The sequence below is a fragment of the Sulfobacillus harzensis genome (assembly GCF_012933365.1).
Taxonomy (GTDB): Bacteria; Bacillota; Sulfobacillia; order Sulfobacillales; family Sulfobacillaceae; genus Sulfobacillus_B; species Sulfobacillus_B harzensis.
This window is the reverse complement of the sequence record NZ_JABBVZ010000038.1, coordinates 1-16,377: the sequence shown is the minus strand read 5'-3', so window position 1 is coordinate 16,377 and position 16,377 is coordinate 1. Positions and strand designations below refer to the sequence as shown.

The 16,377-nt window shown below is 58.0% G+C and carries 14 protein-coding genes and 7 tRNA genes; 18 read left to right on the top strand and 3 right to left on the bottom strand.

Annotated elements, in window-relative coordinates; genetic code table 11:
- Window positions 1-277: 277 nt before the first annotated feature.
- The 14 genes from HIJ39_RS11875 (at window position 278) to HIJ39_RS11810 (ending at window position 9,460) form a co-directional block, all read left to right on the top strand.
- On the top strand, window positions 278-1,552 hold the full coding sequence (locus HIJ39_RS11875; RefSeq protein WP_169099942.1) for a solute carrier family 23 protein: 1,275 nt from the start codon (window positions 278-280) through the stop codon (window positions 1,550-1,552).
- Between the two features lie 175 nt (window positions 1,553-1,727).
- The gene (locus HIJ39_RS11870) at window positions 1,728-2,807 is read left to right on the top strand and encodes a hypothetical protein (protein ID WP_169099940.1); all 1,080 of its coding nucleotides are present in this window, start codon (window positions 1,728-1,730) and stop codon (window positions 2,805-2,807) included.
- Window positions 2,804-3,037: a DUF6504 family protein gene (locus tag HIJ39_RS11865; protein WP_169099938.1), complete on the top strand. Its 234-nt coding sequence runs from the start codon at window positions 2,804-2,806 to the stop codon at window positions 3,035-3,037. The genes HIJ39_RS11870 and HIJ39_RS11865 overlap by 4 nt, the downstream gene beginning before the upstream one ends.
- Window positions 3,030-3,182 carry a hypothetical protein gene (locus HIJ39_RS11860; protein ID WP_169099936.1) on the top strand — a complete coding sequence of 51 codons (153 nt, stop codon included), beginning with the start codon at window positions 3,030-3,032 and terminating at the stop codon, window positions 3,180-3,182. The genes HIJ39_RS11865 and HIJ39_RS11860 overlap by 8 nt, the downstream gene beginning before the upstream one ends.
- The gene (locus HIJ39_RS11855; RefSeq protein ID WP_169099934.1) at window positions 3,179-6,214 is read left to right on the top strand and encodes a DNA polymerase III subunit alpha; all 3,036 of its coding nucleotides are present in this window, start codon (window positions 3,179-3,181) and stop codon (window positions 6,212-6,214) included. Before HIJ39_RS11860 ends, HIJ39_RS11855 begins: the two co-directional genes overlap by 4 nt.
- Window positions 6,215-6,308: 94 nt before the next feature.
- Window positions 6,309-8,276: a GGDEF domain-containing protein gene (locus HIJ39_RS11850; RefSeq protein ID WP_243239594.1), complete on the top strand. Its 1,968-nt coding sequence runs from the start codon at window positions 6,309-6,311 to the stop codon at window positions 8,274-8,276.
- Window positions 8,277-8,356: 80 nt separating this feature from the next.
- A tRNA-Ala gene (locus HIJ39_RS11845) sits at window positions 8,357-8,432 on the top strand.
- 3 nt (window positions 8,433-8,435) lie between these two features.
- A tRNA-Glu gene (locus HIJ39_RS11840) sits at window positions 8,436-8,511 on the top strand.
- A gap of 2 nt (window positions 8,512-8,513) precedes the next feature.
- Window positions 8,514-8,590: transfer RNA gene (locus HIJ39_RS11835), tRNA-Lys, on the top strand.
- Window positions 8,591-8,599: 9 nt separating this feature from the next.
- Window positions 8,600-8,676 (top strand) — tRNA-Trp (locus HIJ39_RS11830).
- A gap of 79 nt (window positions 8,677-8,755) precedes the next feature.
- Window positions 8,756-8,829, top strand: a tRNA-Gly gene (locus tag HIJ39_RS11825).
- 3 nt (window positions 8,830-8,832) lie between these two features.
- Window positions 8,833-8,908 (top strand) — tRNA-Ala (locus HIJ39_RS11820).
- A gap of 7 nt (window positions 8,909-8,915) precedes the next feature.
- A tRNA-Gln gene (locus HIJ39_RS11815) sits at window positions 8,916-8,991 on the top strand.
- Between the two features lie 259 nt (window positions 8,992-9,250).
- Window positions 9,251-9,460, top strand: a complete 210-nt coding sequence (locus HIJ39_RS11810) for a helix-turn-helix domain-containing protein (protein WP_169099930.1) — start codon at window positions 9,251-9,253, stop codon at window positions 9,458-9,460.
- A gap of 103 nt (window positions 9,461-9,563) precedes the next feature.
- On the opposite strand, the gene HIJ39_RS11805 is transcribed toward HIJ39_RS11810, so the two are convergent.
- Both HIJ39_RS11805 and HIJ39_RS11800 read right to left on the bottom strand, forming a co-directional pair.
- Window positions 9,564-10,187: a hypothetical protein gene (locus HIJ39_RS11805; protein ID WP_169099928.1), complete on the bottom strand. Its 624-nt coding sequence runs from the start codon at window positions 10,185-10,187 to the stop codon at window positions 9,564-9,566.
- Window positions 10,188-10,242: 55 nt separating this feature from the next.
- Window positions 10,243-11,127: a hypothetical protein gene (locus HIJ39_RS11800; RefSeq protein ID WP_169099926.1), complete on the bottom strand. Its 885-nt coding sequence runs from the start codon at window positions 11,125-11,127 to the stop codon at window positions 10,243-10,245.
- Between the two features lie 330 nt (window positions 11,128-11,457).
- Between HIJ39_RS11800 and HIJ39_RS11795 the strand changes: the two genes are divergently transcribed.
- On the top strand, window positions 11,458-12,825 hold the full coding sequence (locus tag HIJ39_RS11795) for a DnaB-like helicase C-terminal domain-containing protein (protein ID WP_169099924.1): 1,368 nt from the start codon (window positions 11,458-11,460) through the stop codon (window positions 12,823-12,825).
- Window positions 12,785-13,627 carry a hypothetical protein gene (locus HIJ39_RS11790; RefSeq protein ID WP_169099922.1) on the top strand — a complete coding sequence of 281 codons (843 nt, stop codon included), beginning with the start codon at window positions 12,785-12,787 and terminating at the stop codon, window positions 13,625-13,627. The genes HIJ39_RS11795 and HIJ39_RS11790 overlap by 41 nt, the downstream gene beginning before the upstream one ends.
- A 293-nt stretch (window positions 13,628-13,920) precedes the next feature.
- Here the strand turns inward: HIJ39_RS11790 and HIJ39_RS11785 are convergent, their stop codons facing one another.
- Window positions 13,921-14,391, bottom strand: coding sequence for a helix-turn-helix domain-containing protein (locus tag HIJ39_RS11785; protein ID WP_169099920.1), 471 nt, complete (start codon window positions 14,389-14,391; stop codon window positions 13,921-13,923).
- Window positions 14,392-14,552: 161 nt separating this feature from the next.
- Between HIJ39_RS11785 and HIJ39_RS11780 the strand changes: the two genes are divergently transcribed.
- Both HIJ39_RS11780 and HIJ39_RS11775 read left to right on the top strand, forming a co-directional pair.
- Window positions 14,553-15,197 (top strand): hypothetical protein, encoded by a 645-nt coding sequence (locus tag HIJ39_RS11780; protein WP_169099918.1) that lies wholly within the window; start codon window positions 14,553-14,555, stop codon window positions 15,195-15,197.
- Between the two features lie 81 nt (window positions 15,198-15,278).
- On the top strand, window positions 15,279-16,235 hold the full coding sequence (locus tag HIJ39_RS11775; protein WP_169099916.1) for a hypothetical protein: 957 nt from the start codon (window positions 15,279-15,281) through the stop codon (window positions 16,233-16,235).
- Window positions 16,236-16,377 lie beyond the last annotated feature (142 nt).

Genomic DNA, 16,377 nt, shown 5'->3' with positions numbered 1-16,377 from the left:
TTTGTGCTCGTTTTTTCGTGATGGGCGGATTGGTTTTATCAAAGGGCGGTCTTATGACCGCTCTTGTTGCCCGTTGCGTTCATCGTTTCGTGCCGGAGGACCCGCGGTTTTCGTTCTCGGGACGCAGCCTCGCATAACCTGCCATACAATTCTTCTTCAAACGAGGTTGACCGCATCAGTTCCTTCGAGATTGCTATTCTCGTACGGGCACTTTATAATAATGGGGATATCCACAATTAAAGGGCTTCAGTGAGAGCCCCATTGGAGGTCTAACCGCATGCAACTTCCGATTGCTCCTGAAGGAAAAGTCCGTTTTGTGCCCTCAATTCCTCTCGCCTTACAACATGCATTCGCCATGTTCGGTTCAACCGTGTTGGTCCCCCTGCTGTTGGGGTTAGACCCACGGGTGGCTTTGATGATGGGCGGAATCGGCACGCTTATTTATCTGATTTCCACAAAATTTAAAGTGCCGAGCTACCTCGGTTCTAGCTTTGCCTTTATCGCTCCCATCCTTGCATTGAAATCGAGCTTGGGTCTGGGTGCGGCATTGGCTGGAGCGGTGGGGAGCGGCATTGTGTACGTCATTTTGGCGCTTATCATTCAGCGCACGGGTAGTGACTGGATTCATAAAATCATTCCGCCGTCTTTTGTCGGTGCCGTCATTGTCGTCATTGGCTTGACTTTGGCTCCGTCCGCCATTTCGCTGGCTTCGGGGGGAACTCACTTTTCCTACAATGCCTTTTGGACTGCTATGGTGACCTTGGGTGTCGCGGTGGTAGTAATGGTATGGGCCAAGGGCCGGTTGGGCATGGTGCCAGTGCTTGTTGGCATGATTGGCGGCTATGCGTTCGCGGCGCTGCGCGGGCAAGTGAATTGGTCGATTGTGGCTAAATCACCTTGGTTCGGTTTGCCGCACTTTGTCCACCCGGTATGGAACTGGCAGGCCATGGCGATTTTGGCGCCAGTAGCGTTCGTGACCGTCGCTGAACACTTGGGACACCTATTTGTCGCCGGCTCCATCACCGAGCGAGACTTCTTTAAGGATCCCGGTTTGGGGCGGTCCCTCATGGGGGATGGTATTCCCACTATTCTCGCGGGGTTGGTGGGTGCAGCGCCGACCACAACTTATGGAGAAAATCTGGGCGTGTTGGCTTTAACGCGCGTATACAGCACGCAGGTGATTGCCGAAGCAGCTGTGTTTGCTATCTTAATGTCGTTCATCGGTAAGTTGGGCGGCCTTTTGCAAGCGATGCCGTCCCCTGTCATCGGCGGCATTTCCATTCTGCTCTTCGGTGTTATTGCTGCCTCCGGATTCCGCACACTGGTTGATGCCAAGGTGGACTTCGCCGACCGGCGTAACTTGGTGCTCTCTTCGGTGGTCCTGGCAGTGGGGGTGGGTAATTTGGCATTACCGATTGGCCGCTTCCCCGTCTCCAGCTTGGCTATGGCGACCGGCATGGGGCTCATATTAAATGGGGCCTTCCTGGTCTATGACAAAATCAAGCCCGAGGCGAAAGACGCTGTCGAGGCGCCGCAAGAAGCCGCATTATAGAACAAGAAGCCGCATTATAGAAGAAAACGGTTGGAGGAACGCCGGGCTCGTCCCGGCGTTTTTCTGTGTTTTGTGGGGTTTTTGGGAATGAAAACTTTTGTTCTAGAGAGTTGTATTTCAGTTGGAGGCGGATATAATAGGGATACAAACAAAAGTTTACAGCGAGGGACCATCCATGGCGATAATCTATTGGAAGCTCGGACATTTGACGGCAGAAGGGTTTCAGCGTCCGTTGGACAGCTATTTAGTGTTCCGCGACGGTCAGGTGTTTGATGTGGACAGCATGGGATGGGACCGGGGCGTTCGCCCCGGGGATGCGTTGGGAGAAATGAAGTGGCGCCACCCGGGGGCTGTCTGGGTGCCATGGCAGCCGCACTTATACCAAAACATGCGGCAGGCCTTGCGTGAGTGGTTGACGGCCCATGCCGCGTCTTTTGAGCAAGAGGATGTGCGAGAAGGCTGGTGGGAATGGCCTCGCCTTTCGGAATCCGAGTGGCGGAGGTTGGTGGACGAGGTGATTCCCCGCTGGGCACAGCGGTTGGAAGCCGGAATTGCCTCCCACCCTTGGATGGCCCGTTGGATTGCTGAAGAAGGGCCATTGTTGAAGCTTCCGGTCTGGTCAAGTTCTTCTTGGAAAACATACGTTTTAAGACCAGGGGGAGAAGAGAAGTTATGGCCGGAATTGCCCTTGCGCTATATCCCCGGCATTGGGCAAAAGACTCGGGAAATGTGGCATAAACGGCGCTGGACGCGCGTAAAACAGGTTCCGGGACTCCTGTCCGAGATTCGAAAGCTGGATGGCTTGGGACAACCTCTTCAATCTGACCATCTGGTGGTAACGCGAACATTTGAGGAGCCGCTCCTCTCCGGTGTCGGCGAGTTGATGCGTCAGTTGGGAGAGGCCGTGTTTCGCGAATGCCAAAAGAGTCAGCAAGGGGTGCGCTGGATTCGGGTGACGTGGAGCCGCGATGCGGGCATGGAGAGGCGGGAACGGGAATGGCCGACAACGGTCAGCGATATGCATACCGTTATTGCTCGAGTTCTCGCGTTGTTGGCTACCCCACCGGCTCACCCCTTTGACCAGGTGAAATTAGAAGCGCGTTTGGAGCCCTTCGCTCTCCCGCAATTGGGCTGGTGGGGAGACGTGGCAAAGAAGCCGGAACGTCCGCGCCCGGTAACCCATCTTTTGCCGAGTCGGCGTGAGCAAATGCTGGCGAATTGGGACTTGTGGCGGATGGCCGGTGAACGAGGATGACGCGGCTTCAGGCGGTGTGGGTTCAGGATCGGATTCCTCATCGCTTTTTATGGAAGCGGCGGTTGGTGTTGGTGCGCCAGGTGCTGGACTATTGGAGAGATATTGGGGAGTGGTGGCATGATGAGCCGGAATTATGGTTTTGGCGAGTCCAAGGCGAAGATCAAGGCATCTACGAATTGGCGTGGGACCCCAGCAAAAATCAGTGGTGGCTATACTACGTCTATGACTAAGCATGGCAAGGTGATTTGGTTTCCTGGCGTCCAGGCACCGGAATATGAATATATCCGCATGGCCGGACACGCCTATCAACTCCGTCCCGGATCGATGGCTGAGCGCGTGCTTAAATGGATAACGGTGGCCGTTGACGGGGAATGAGCGGTGCCCATTTGCATGTGCATTCCGCGTTTTCCTTCCTTAATGGTGCCTCCCATCCGACCGACATTGTGCGTGAAGCAGCATCCCAGGGTATTACCACCCTGGCCTTAACCGATGATTATCGGGTGTCGGGTATCGTTCCATTTTTGAAAGCCTGCCAGGAATACGGTGTGAAGGGCATTGTGGGGGCGGAGGTAGAGGTCGAGGATTGGGGAAAATTGGTGCTGTTGGTGCCGGAATCCTCCGCCTACCCGGATCTGACGGCGCTGTTGACGGCCGCTCATTTGGAAAATCCGCGTGGTCAAACACGGGTCAATGGGGATATGTTGCGCCGCTATAGCGGCTCGCTAATTGCCTTGACGGGTGATCGCGAGGGTCTGCTGGCACGTGCCTATATTGAACGGGACATGGCGCGATTGGCAGAGATTCGGAAACAATTGGCCGCCATTTTTGGCCCTGATCGACTCTATGTAGAAGTCACGACCAGCCTTTTGCCCGGTGATCGACGTCTTTTTCGTGCCCTTCGTGATTTGGCGGAGGCTGAGGGATGGCCGTTGGTAGCAACAGGAGCGGTCCATTACGCCCGCAAAGAAAGTTTTGGCCTTTACGATTTGATGACCTGCATTCGCACGGGGGAGCGAATTGAGAGCGTTTTTTCCGATCGGCGCCTCAATGCGGAAAATTATCTTAAGCCTTGGAGCGATTTTGAGAAGCTATTTCGCGATTGGCCCCAGGTGTTGGCTGCAACCGAAGCTCTGGCTGAAAGGCTTCAATCTCCGGAACTCTTCAATCGGCGTTTTCGACCGCTTTTTGCGTTGCCTGAAGGGATGAGGGCGGAGCAGGCGCTTAGAGAGAAGGTGCTCCAGGGATCACGGAGACGCTATAAATCTCAAGCTTTAGAAGTGCGCCCGCGGATTGAGCGGGAATTGTCGGTGATTCAGGACTTGGGCTTCAGCGACTACTTTTTGGTGGTGGCGGATGTGGCCGATTTCGCCCGCCAACAGGGCATTCGTTTTTCTGGGCGTGGGTCGGCCGCCGATTCGGTGGTGGCGTATTGTCTTGGTATTACCGACGTCGATGCTTGGCGGCGCAATCTCTTATTTGAGCGCTTTATGAGCCGTGAGCGGCAGGAGATGCCGGACATCGATATTGATTTTGATGCCCGCCGACGTGATGAAGTGGAGGCCTATGTGACGCATCGCTATGGCTCTGAGCATGTGGCACGGGTGGCCACCTATCAAACCTATCGTCAGCGGTTGGCAGTGCGGGAAATTGGCAAAGTGATGGGATTTCCGCCTCAAGAATTGGACGCGTTGGCTAAGTCTCTGCCGGAAGCCCCTATTCATAGTCTGCTTGAGCGATGGGAGCAAATTCCCGAGCTCCGTCAGTATCCCGAATCGGATCGGCTACGGGCAGTATTGACCTGGGCTAAGGCAATTGAGGGATTGCCCCGCCACATTGGGACCCACTTGGGTGGGGTCGTGATTACGGATGTGCCCATTGAGGCGATAAGTCCCCGCGAGAGATCCCCCAAGGGCGTGGAAATCGTGCAGTTTGACAAGCGCGACGTGGAGGATTTGGGCCTTATGAAGCTGGATTTGCTGTCGCTGCGCACTTTTTCCGCCGTGGAAGTCGCCAGTCAGGCGATTCAGCAACGTCAAGCGTTTGATTATGATCAAATTCCCTTGGAGGATGAGGCCACCTTTCAACGGTTGCAAAAAGGCGATAGCATCGGGGTCTTTCAATTGGAAAGCCCAGCTCAGCGGGCGTTGGCACAAAGGCTCCAGCCTAGTCTCTGGGAAGATATTGTCGCGTCATTGGCGCTGATTCGTCCGGGCCCCATCAAGGGCAATATGGTCGACCCATTTGTGGCCCGCCGACGCGGGGAGGAACCGGTGACCTACCTGCATCCGGATTTAGAGCCGATTTTGTCCAAGACGTATGGGGTGGTGCTGTTTCAAGAGCAGGTCATTGCCATTGCCAGCACGTTGGCTGGCTTTACACCCGGCGAGGCGGATCTTTTGCGACGGGTCATGACCCATGCCCGATCAACGGCCGAGATGGAGATGTTGGGTCAGCGCTTTCGTGAGAAGGCGATGGCGCGTGGAGTATCGGAGGAGATTGCCGACCAGGTGTTTCAGCAGATTGTGGGCTATGCCAGCTATGGCTTCAATGAGGCGCATGCGGCCGCCTTTGCCGAAACCTCTTACCGCACCGCCTATCTTTTAGAACACTTCCCGCGCCAATATTTTTTAGGTCTGTTGAATGCCGAACCGCTGGGATACTATCCGATTGACGTCCTGTTGGTGGAAGCCCGGCGGCGTCAAATTCCCATCCTGCCGATGGACATCAATCAAAGCCAAGCGGCGGCGAGTGAAGAGGGGAGCTGTTTACGCATTGGGTTGGGATTTTTGAATGGCATGGGGATGGAGACGGCTGAAGCCATTGTGGATCGGCGCCCTCAAGGGGGATATCGCCATCCCGAGGACGTGGCGGAACGGGTTCCGGGAGCTCGAAAGCATTTGCCTGCCCTTATCGAGGTGGGCGCCTTTGACTGCATTAGCCCGGATCGTTCGGGATTTTTAGAGGATATTCAGGGGACCAATGGACTTCGGCTCACATCAGCCCGGTCCGATCGCCTGTGGACTCCGGCCGAGCAGGTGGTGGCGGATTATCGCCATCTGGGCTTTGGTCAGCGTTGGCAATGGATGGAGTTTTGGCGGCCTCACGTGGCTCGCGAAGGATATCAGAGCATTCAAGACATCCAGCAGGCGCCCGCGGGCCAACCGGTGCGCGCGGTAGCTCTTTTCTATCGCCCTCACCGTCCACCCACTCGCAGCGGGCGTTTGGTGGTGTTTTTCTCGCTTGTTGATGAGACAGGGGTGTTGGAAGCCCGTCTATCCTCCAAAGGGTATCAACGCTTCGGCCACCTGTTATTCGGCAAGGTGCGGCGCATGATTGCCGTCGCCGGAATTCGTGAGCCTTCCGGAATTCGCGTCACCGCCTTATCGGCTTGGCCTCCCGAGGCCTAAACAAGAAAAACGAAAAATCCTTCACTAGATGCAGGAATTTGCTCTTTTGTGTCAAATTTTCTTCACAGTGGCGATCGGGAGGCAGGTGGGGGGATTGTGGAAACCAGCTAGCGCCTATACATTCAATCGGGGTCGCTTTCATAACCTTGTATTCGGATTGCGGGGGCTTTTATGGCTAGTCGCCGCCGTTTTTGCGTGGGGACATCCTTTTGGGGTCATCCCCTTGGTGCTCTGGCTTCTTCTCATGGCCTTCGGCGCTTTCATCTGGCGCCGTCCCAACTGGTTGGAAGTGTCCAACCAACTCCTGATTGTTGTCGATCTGGTGTTGTTGTCTATCGCTATTAGCATGACTGGCGGCATTCATAGCCCCGTATACCTCCTCTATGGCGGTGAAGCGCTCTTTCTCACTGTTTATGGCACGCTCCGCTATTCCAGCGCTGGGGCACTGGCGGTCATTTTGGCCTATGGCTTTTCGACCGGGGCGTGGGATCTGAAAATTTTTTGGTGGCGCATGGCGATCATGGCCATCTATCTTTTTGCGGCGGGGGGGCTTGGACGAGAATACCGCCTAACTCGCTACCGCAACCGGGAAAACTACCAGAAGCTGGACCAAATTTCCCGTTTGAAGGTTCTGCAAGAGTCCATCATGCAGGAACAGGACATTAACATTGTGCTGATGCGCCTTTTGGAGGAGTCGCGCAGCATGAGCCGTGCGGATGCCGCCTATCTGGTCCGCGTGGACGCACAGCGCCGCATTTCTGGCTTTACGATTCAGGGCGTGGCTACTCCTGAATTGACGATTGAGCCGCCAGAGCACGTCCCCTCAAGCCTCGAAATTCTCACTCCTGCTGAAGAAGCTTGGAATGCCTGGCCGCTTCACCATTATCTTTATGAACTGGGTATGCGATCCCTGATCTTGGTGCCACTTCACTACGAGGAATCTTTTTATGGCTGGATGGGGCTCTCTTTCGTATCGCCCGAGGTGAATGACACCCAAAGTTTCATTGTGCAAAACCTTGCTGATGTTATGTCGATGCAATTGCGCTTTGACGAATCGCAATCCGTGGCGTCCAAACGCGGCCAATTGCTGGCTATTTTGGAACGGATGGGTCGCATCGTCAACCGTAATTTGGAGATGGAGCAGCTTTTTCGGAGCCTGAGGAAAGCAGTGGCCGATGTTTTGGAGAACGACAGCTTCTTTGTGGCCTTAACCTTGCCGGATGATCCGGCACACTGCCTCATGCAATATCTTTGGGATGATGGGGAAGAATACCCTCCAGAAATCTTTCCGGTTGAGCCCAACGGCTTAACGGGCTCGGTAATCATTTCTGGGAAGCCCTCACTCATCAACGGTCGGAAGCAAGTCGGCACGTTGACGGGTTCATACAAAGAACCATTGGGCATGCTGGTGGTGCCCTTAATTCACGAGGGACGGGTGTTGGGAGCGATGTCCGTCCAATCATATCGCATCGAATATGATCCCGACCATTTGGAGTTCCTGTCGGCCATTGCCTCGCAGGCTTCTATTGCTATTCGCAACGCACAAATGTACCAGCAAACGCAAGAAATCGCTTTAACCGACTACCTGACTGGCTTGGGCAACTCGCGACGTTTCAACTTGGTGGTGCAGAGCGCCGTGGAAATGGCGGAGGAGACCGGTCAACCGCTGTCGTTGCTCCTCATTGATTCTGACAGCTTAAAATCAATTAACGATCGCTTTGGCCATCGCGCGGGCGACTTGCATTTACAGCGAGTGGCGCAGGTAATACGGGAAAATATCCGCGAAGATGACGTCGCATGTCGTTATGCAGGCGATGAATTTGTGGTGGTGCTGCCTAAGTCCCACCTGGATGATGCCTTACAAGTCGGTGAGCGGATTCGCCACGAAATAGAAACGCATCAATTCGAATGGAGCGACACCCTCATTTTGGGTTCGACAATTAGTGTGGGTGCTGCGCAATTTCAGGCTGGCATGACCGTGGATGCGTTGTTTCAAGCGGCAGATCGGGCGATGTATAATGCAAAACAGGGTGGAAAAAATCGAGTGGCAGCGGCGCGTTGAGTTTTTGTCCGAACTCTTGACCGGATGATGACCGCCATGTATAATAACTAAGCGTGGTCCGGGCGACCAACCAATGACATGGGGATGTAGCTCAGTTGGGAGAGCGCTTGAATGGCATTCAAGAGGTCAGGGGTTCGACTCCCCTCATCTCCACCAAAAGACCCCATGGTCTAGAGGCCTAGGACATCACCCTTTCAAGGTGGTAACCCGGGTTCGAATCCCGGTGGGGTCGCCATCGGGCCATTAGCTCAGTTGGTTAGAGCATCCGCCTTTTAAGCGGAGTGTCGAAGGTTCGAGTCCTTCATGGCCCACCATATTGATATAGGCCAGTAGCTCCAATTGGTAGAGCAGCGGACTCCAAATCCGCCTGTTGGGGGTTCGAGTCCCTCCTGGCCTGCCAGTTTCTCCCGCCTCTCGGGGCGGGGATATTTTTGAAGGCTAGATCTCAGACTAGCCTCAATGGTATTATTGTTGGTGACGCGGGTGTAGCTCAATGGTAGAGCCTCAGCCTTCCAAGCTGATTACGTGGGTTCGATTCCCATCACCCGCTCCATTCGGGGCTTTAGCTCAGCTGGGAGAGCGCCTGCTTTGCACGCAGGAGGTCAGCGGTTCGATCCCGCTAAGCTCCACCATAGGGATTGGGGAGTCGCCAAGTTGGTAAGGCACGGGACTTTGGATCCCGCACGCGCAGGTTCGAGTCCTGCCTCCCCAGCCAATATTTTTTGAGACACCGCAAGCGATTGCGGGTTTTTTTCTTTTTGCGCGGACTCCTGAAAATAGGCCACGGGCCGCAAAACGGGCCGCAGGAAATTCCGGAGCGATTCTAACCACGCTACCCGACGTACTCGGACACCCGCACGGCGCCTGCCCAGCACACCCGAATCATAGAACCCATATCGAACAAAAAAATTTTTTCGCAAATTGCTTGACAGACCGCAAAACGGCTTGTGTACTCGGTCGCGAGGTGATGAGAGATGACACAACGACGGAAGGGCCAACCGATCGATCCCGAAGCGAAATTCCTCAGTCCGCGCCAAGCCGCGCGGGTTTTGGGCGTGAGCGAATGTTTGGTTTACCGCCTGGTGGGCACGGACGGCATGCCCGCCCGCCGCTTGGGAGGCCGGATTTTGATTCCTCGGGACTGGATTGAAAGCGGGGAGTTTGGGCAGCGGGGGAGCGAGTGACCGCCTCCCCCCTGCGGCCCGTTTTGCGGCCCGTCCCCCCGGCACCAAAGTCCCTGCTCCGGGTACGCTTAACGGTTTGGTTGCGAGGGCGGCACTGCGATTGTTACGGCGCGGTGAACGTAGTGCCCGCAATGGGAATCGGGGTTCCGGCGCTAGTGGCCGTCGCGTGGGGCAACAGCACGAGCTCAGTCTGCTTGACCCCGTGAGCGGTCGCTAGCAAGACCCACCCGGTGATCGTGTGATGGGCGGGGACCACTTCCGGGGTGAGCGTGGCGGAGTCCGGCGCGGTCAGACCGCCATTGGGGAACAGGGCCGGCGTCTGCGTGATGGCTGGCCCCGTCCCGGGCCCTTTCATGTCGCCCATGTAAGGGTACGCCGTCCACGGCTGCCCCGGGTTGACAGGGAACACCCCCCACAGCGCACTGTTGTTCTTGACGAGCGAGACCGCCGTGCCCGTCGGGTTGGTGATGGACAATTCTACCGCTACCGGCCAATACGGCCCGATGGGCATGGCGTTATGGGCCAGGGTGACTTTGAGGAGGCGCCATTGCAGGGCCGCCAGCCCGTGCTTGGCCGGGGTGGGTGCGGGCTTCGGTGCCGGAGTCTTCTTGTGGACGTGCGTCGGGGCGGAGGTGGGGCCCGCGCTGGCGCTTGTCGAAGTGGTGAAGCCACACCCGGCGAGAGCCAGGGTGCTTACCATCGCGGCCCCGAGTACGAGCGAACGCATGTCAATTCCTCCTTCGGATATGGGCCGCCCCCGTGCGATGACGGGAGCGGCGCGGTTAGTACAGGCTGTGCGGGGCGGGCTGACCGATCTCGTTTTCCGCCGACTGCCACCACGCCGGCGGGGTGTAGTTGACCGATGGGCTGTTCAGCGTGGGCGCTACTTGGCCGGCGTCCATCCCGGTGATGGCATTCCCCTGCAACGTAACCACATCGCCGCCCGCTCCAATGAACGGCGTGGGATGCAGGGAGTTTGATTCGACCCACTCAAGGTACACCTCGAACGTCGGATCCGATGACAACAAGCCCCCCGCATACACCGGCAGGACTTTGAACATGTAGACCTTTGTATGATTCCCCGCCATCGCGCCGAACCATTGGTTGGCATCCTTCGCCAACGCCACTTGCGCCGGCTGTCCAGCATACGGGCCGGTGTTCTGGGTGACGTTGGTCTTCCAATCCGTCGCGTAGGCCGAAATGCTGCCTAAATACTGAGAGATGACGGCCTGCGCCGCGATTTGCCCCATCTGGTTCACTTGCGCGGTTAACCCGTGGGTCGAGACGCCCGCCGGGATGACGGTCGGCAAGATTTGCGGGGCCGGGGTGCCGGGTACGCCGAAGGCGTAGCCGTGGACGGTCGGGATGGGCTGCCCGTTACTCCACCGGCCCGGCTGATCCCAACTGGCCGGCCATGACGGCCACGGGCCGCTCAGCACGGTTTCGTGCGATCCGTTTAAGAGCGTCACGGTCGTGGCGGTGTCGTTCGCCGGCACCGTCGTGGGCTTCTGGCGCTGGGGTTCCTTGTGGCCCTTGGTCTTGGGTGCGGGGGGCTTGGCCGTGGGCGATGCAGTCGTTTGGGCGGCGGGGTGAACGGCGCTCAGGGTACCGCACCCGGCTAGCAGCACGATGGCCGCGACCGGGGCGACCCGGATCAATTGTTGCATGTATCATCCATCCATTCATGAAGATTTCGACACAATTCCCATATTCTCGACTGTACAGCGGTTTTCCTGTTTTGGGGGGGTGAGGAGAAAACGGGGGTGATAGCGATGAAAAAAATTTTTTTCGCGAGGGCGGTTCGTGTTGGCGGGTTGTGTGAACGGAGATCGTCCGAGGGTGGGGCGATTTCACAGGCATTACACATCGTTCGCCAGCTTTGACACGATTTTTAAACGGGCAGTACAGTGATAGAGCAACGGACAAAACAAGAGCGCCGGACTGACCCTCCGACGCCCGCCAACATAAGGAACCCCTCGTAGAAAGGATGGTTCATTTTGAGTATACAAAAGGCAACCCCTTCGGTCAACGCGAACGATGCACCTGCCACCACGCCACCAGCGGAGAACCTTGTTAATCCGCCCATATCACGCGCGCGCGCCAGAGTCATCGCGCTCCTGGCCGAGGCGCGCAACCAGGCGCTGGCATTAGCCAGTGTCGAGGCGATAGAACGCCCGCTTCGCCAAGTGGATCTCATCCTTGCGAATGTCCCGAAGCCGCCACCGAAAGGGCAGACCATGGCGGAGATCTGGGCGGACATCGCACAGGTGCCGCCCGGTCTCCCCGCCCACCCCGCTCTGCAAGGCGTGCAACCGCGCATCGAATACCAACCGGGGCTGAGCATTATTGCGGCCCCGACAAGCGCGGGGAAGACGACGTTGATGGTGGCCCAAGTGGTGGAATGGCTGCTCGACCCGACCAGCACTGGCAAAATCCTGTTTTGGTCGGCGGAGACGCCACGGACCAAGCTCTGGGCGAAAATTTTCGCCGCGCAGGCCAAAATGACCATGTGGGACGTAATCCACGAGATCAAGCAGGCACCCAGCCGTCAGGGCGCAGTCGCCGCATCCCTTGAACGGACCCGCCAAGCGTTGGACGCCGCGACCGAGCGCCTGGTGATCATGGATGAGGATGCCACCGGGGTGGAGTTGTTGGCGATGGCCGACCGGATCGTGGCGGACTCGGACGGGCTACTGGCCGTGGTGATCGATTACATCCAAGAGCTCCCGGCGGTGCCGGACACGCATCCATGGGCCGACCGCCTCAGCCGTAATCGCGAACTGGAGATTGGCTACCTTGCCCGGCAACTACGCCAGTGGGGGATGCGGAATGGGGTCCCGGTCGTGGCTGCGGCGCAATTTAATCGCACAGTGTCGGACGCGAATGATTGGGTGCCGGACCTGCTTCAGTTGCGAGAGTCCGGGCGCTTGGAGCAGAATGCCGCGCTGGTGCTGGGCCTTCGCAACGAAACCATGAGCGGTGCCCAGCGCACAGGACAAAACAATGGGGGGGTGGCCCCGACCAAGACCTACCACGCGTGGGACGCGGATGAGATGGAAGTGGCCCGCCAAGGCGCGATGTACAGCGTCGGGTGGGAACACCCCGACGAAGAGGGGTGGATCTTGCTCGAAGCGTTCGTCTTGAAAAATCGGGAGTACGGGGGCGTCGGCACTGTGGTGCCCATGGCGCTGAACGAACGGTGGGGACGTGTTGAGCCGCTAAACGCCCGGATCACGGTCTACGCTGGAACTGTCGTCAAGCGCAGGGCCGCCGCGAAACGCAAACAGGGCGCGGTGCCGGAACAACAACAGGAGGTGTCAGACGATGGCGACACGGAAGAAGACGAGTATTTCGCGCCCCGGTAATCGAAGCGTTCCGGTCGGACCTCCGATAGCCCCGGCAATCCTTAGCCGGGGCCCGGTGTTCCAACCGCGTTTTAAAAACATCCGGCCGGGCCGTTTCACCTGGGAGACCCCGTGGGCCGTCGTCGCCGTCGAAGGCCGCCTTGGCGGTATCCATCGTAAAGTGCTGGACGCCATTTTTGCGGAGCCCATCAAAAGCAAGCGCATCGAATCAGGCGCCCAGATGATGGTCATCGATCCCTACCGTATCGCGAAACTCACGGGGACCACGAAGAGCCACCCCCAATGGCTCAGGAGCATTCTTCGGGATATGCAACAAGCCGATGTCACCATCATCGATAAAGCCAGCGGACTGCACTATTGGGGCCACATCATCTCCGATATCTGGGAGTCGAAAAAATCGGTCGCGATGCCCGGTGGCGCGCTCACTGGAGACCGCCCGCTGTTCGTGGTGACGATCAGTCCAGGCTGGATGAAAATTTACGATACCAGCCTCGTGGTGAAGTATCGTAACGAATTACCGATCTTGAGTGCGCTACAAAATGGAGCCACCCATGCCGTGGCGTTGCATGTGCTCACCCATTCTGGCGGCAGTTTTAGCGTCGACGAGCTGTTGAAAATCGTGGGAGCTCTGACCCCAGACACGTCAATCCGGCATAGACGGCGGTTGATCCATCAAGTTGAGGATGAGGCCGAGATGCTCGCACGGATGGGAATGCACTTGTATCGCCAGGCAGATACCGACCGGCTGATGCTAGCCTATCATCCTACGGGGGATGTCCATGTGGCCACGCCCAAACCGTGACGGCGGACCCCATATGAGCGGGAGCGGACCCCATATGAGCGGGAGCGGACCCCATATGAGCGGGATTGCAGTAATATCTAGTATTTACTAGATCGCGGTGGGACGCTCCTCAGAGTCGCGTCACCACCGCGCACGGACGGGTTTGGGGGACAGGATGGTTCCCCCCCGGAACCTAAAAGAAGTATCACAGAGAAAAATTGATATCCCGCCAACAGGCCACCCGGACCTGAGTGCGCACCCCCTGTGATACAAAAAGGTTGGGGGGGCCGGTTCGGTTCTCCCCACCAATAGATTTACCGCGCCGCCGCCAACACCCCGGCCATGGCCCGCAACACCCCCTGGTCGCGCTCCGCGAGCGAGCGATAGAGCGAAAGCATGAGTTGTTCGTCGGGGGTCATCGCCTCCCCGGCCGCCAACTGTTCGGCGGGTTCGGGGGAATCGTAGCGGGGGACAAAAATCATGCTGCCATCCGGTTGGTCGGTCCACGTATAATCGACCACATCCCACATTTCAAATAGCTTCGCGTACCGCTCCCGGCGCCAGCGCAACGCGCCTTGCTCAGCCTTTCGCACGGATTGATCCGATACGGTGAGCTCGTACCCCAGTCGTGCCTGCGTCCAGTTTGCGGATTCGCGATAGTTTTGGAGCCATGCGCCGAACGCCGCCATCCGCTCCGAATCGTAAGCTCCCTTTTTGCCCATTTCCCGGAATAGTCGGTCCGCCAGGCGAGTCCGGGGTGTGCTGTTCTTTTGCATCTTTGGCATAGAGCATCCTTCTTTCTACGATATGGATATAGTAGAGTCAAACATTGGTATGTAGTCAACTCCGATAAATAATAGCGTGTAAACACGTGAAAAAGGTTGTTTAAAACTATGACACATGCTAAAATGTAGGTGACACAACGAGGAGGTAGGAGGAGACGTTGATGATCCAATCCGTCGAGATCACCGAATTGTTCGGAAAATCGAAACAAAAACGAGCTCGTGGCCGCTCCAGTAACCCGCTCGCCGACCGCTACGCCGCGCTGTACGCGCACCTTTGGGCGCTGGCCCGAGTGCCGGAGCAACCGGCCGATTCCCGGGCAGCCGAACGGGTACTTGGGGAACAATTTTCTGTGGCCGCAACAATCCTGCACGGCGCCGAAGTACCTGGGAGCGTGCCGATGCGATGGATTTGGCAGCCGCTCCCCGACGATTTGTCGAACCGAGACATATGCTACATCGCGGCGGCGCTGGCGGGTCATCTGTGGGGCCCCGACGGTCGCCCCCCACGGAGTGAAGTGTCAGAGCGGCTAGCGGGGAAGGGTATCCCGATGCCGCCCCCTGGCCCCATCCCTCGGCGTATTCTTGTGCTATTGGGGCTCGCCGCGCCGGCCCCGCCGCCAACGGTATGCCGAAAAAGTGGGAGCGCGATATTCGATGAAGGGTGGGTGCAGCGCCAGGCCCGCCGCCTGGAGTCAACGCCAACAAAACAACGTCAGCATGGCGATCCGGATCGTAGCCGAAGGAATCGTGGTACCGCCTTTGCGGCCAGCCGCGCGGCCGCATTTGGCGCCCTGCGGGGCCAATAAGTCGGTCTCTCCAGCCCCCGCATGCGGGGGTTTTTTGTTGCCTGTTACCGGTCTGATTCTACATAGGAAGGAGTTGACACCATGAAATTTCGATTCGTCGGAGCGGCGGCGCTGGCGGTGGCCGTGGTGGGCGTCACGGCGTCGCCGGTGGTTGCGGCCACGGCCCCCCCGTATCATAAACTCGTGGTGATGGGCCGCCTGATGGTCACCCCCGCTGACTGGGGGCGGTTATCACCCGGCCAGCCGTGGTCGGTGGCGGTGAAGGTGATTAATGAGTCGCCCGATCGCCTGGTGCTCCATCGGCAAGTGATCGCGACCACCACCGGCCCGGGGAACCCCCTGAAAGTGGTACCAACCCCGCAGTGGCTCAGCATCCCCCGCACGATTACACTGCCGCCGCATGGCGCGGTGAGCGTTCCGATCCGGTCGTCTGGCGGGCCGGGCGGGAGTTGGGCGGTGAACTGGTCTAATGCATTGCGGTCGGGGGTGTGGGATCCGGCCAGCCCGATCAACGCCTCGGCGGGGGTGGAATTTGCGGTGGGGCCGGGGTATCCGTGGTCGAGCCATCCAGTATTCGCTGGGAGTTTGGCGGTGTTTAATATCACGAACAATCCACGCTATCGGCCTCCCCGCCCGGCGCCACAACGGGCATGCGTCAGCCCGTCTTGGGTTCACGCGCGCGCCCCATGGCTGGTCTGGTCGCCCCGAGCCGTCGTGACCGCGAGCGTGACCAACTTGGGCCACACCCCTATCTCCCCAATCCTCGCTGTGCGGGCGGCCGGGATCCAACAATCGGTGGGAATCGGAAGCATCCGGACCAGTGCGACGCACCGGTTCCGCGTAAAGCTGCCGATGATCGGGTTGACCCGTATCACGGTGGATGCGGCGGGGGCGGCTCCGGTAACTCGGATGGTGGTGAGTTTGCCTGGCGTGTGGCTACTGGTAATGGCGATGGCGGGCCTTTCCGCATGGGTCTTGCGCCTGGTGCGGCGGCAGCGCCGACCGAAGCCGGATTCGCTAGTCGAGGATCATCAATAAGGAATAAGGATCGTAGCCCCGGCCCCGTGCCGGGGTTTTTCTATTGAGGAGGCGAATAGAGATGGATCAGGAGCAATTGGCGCGGGCACTCGATCAGCACGAAATGTGGCTGCTTACGCGTGGCCAAGCCGGGCAGCGGGCC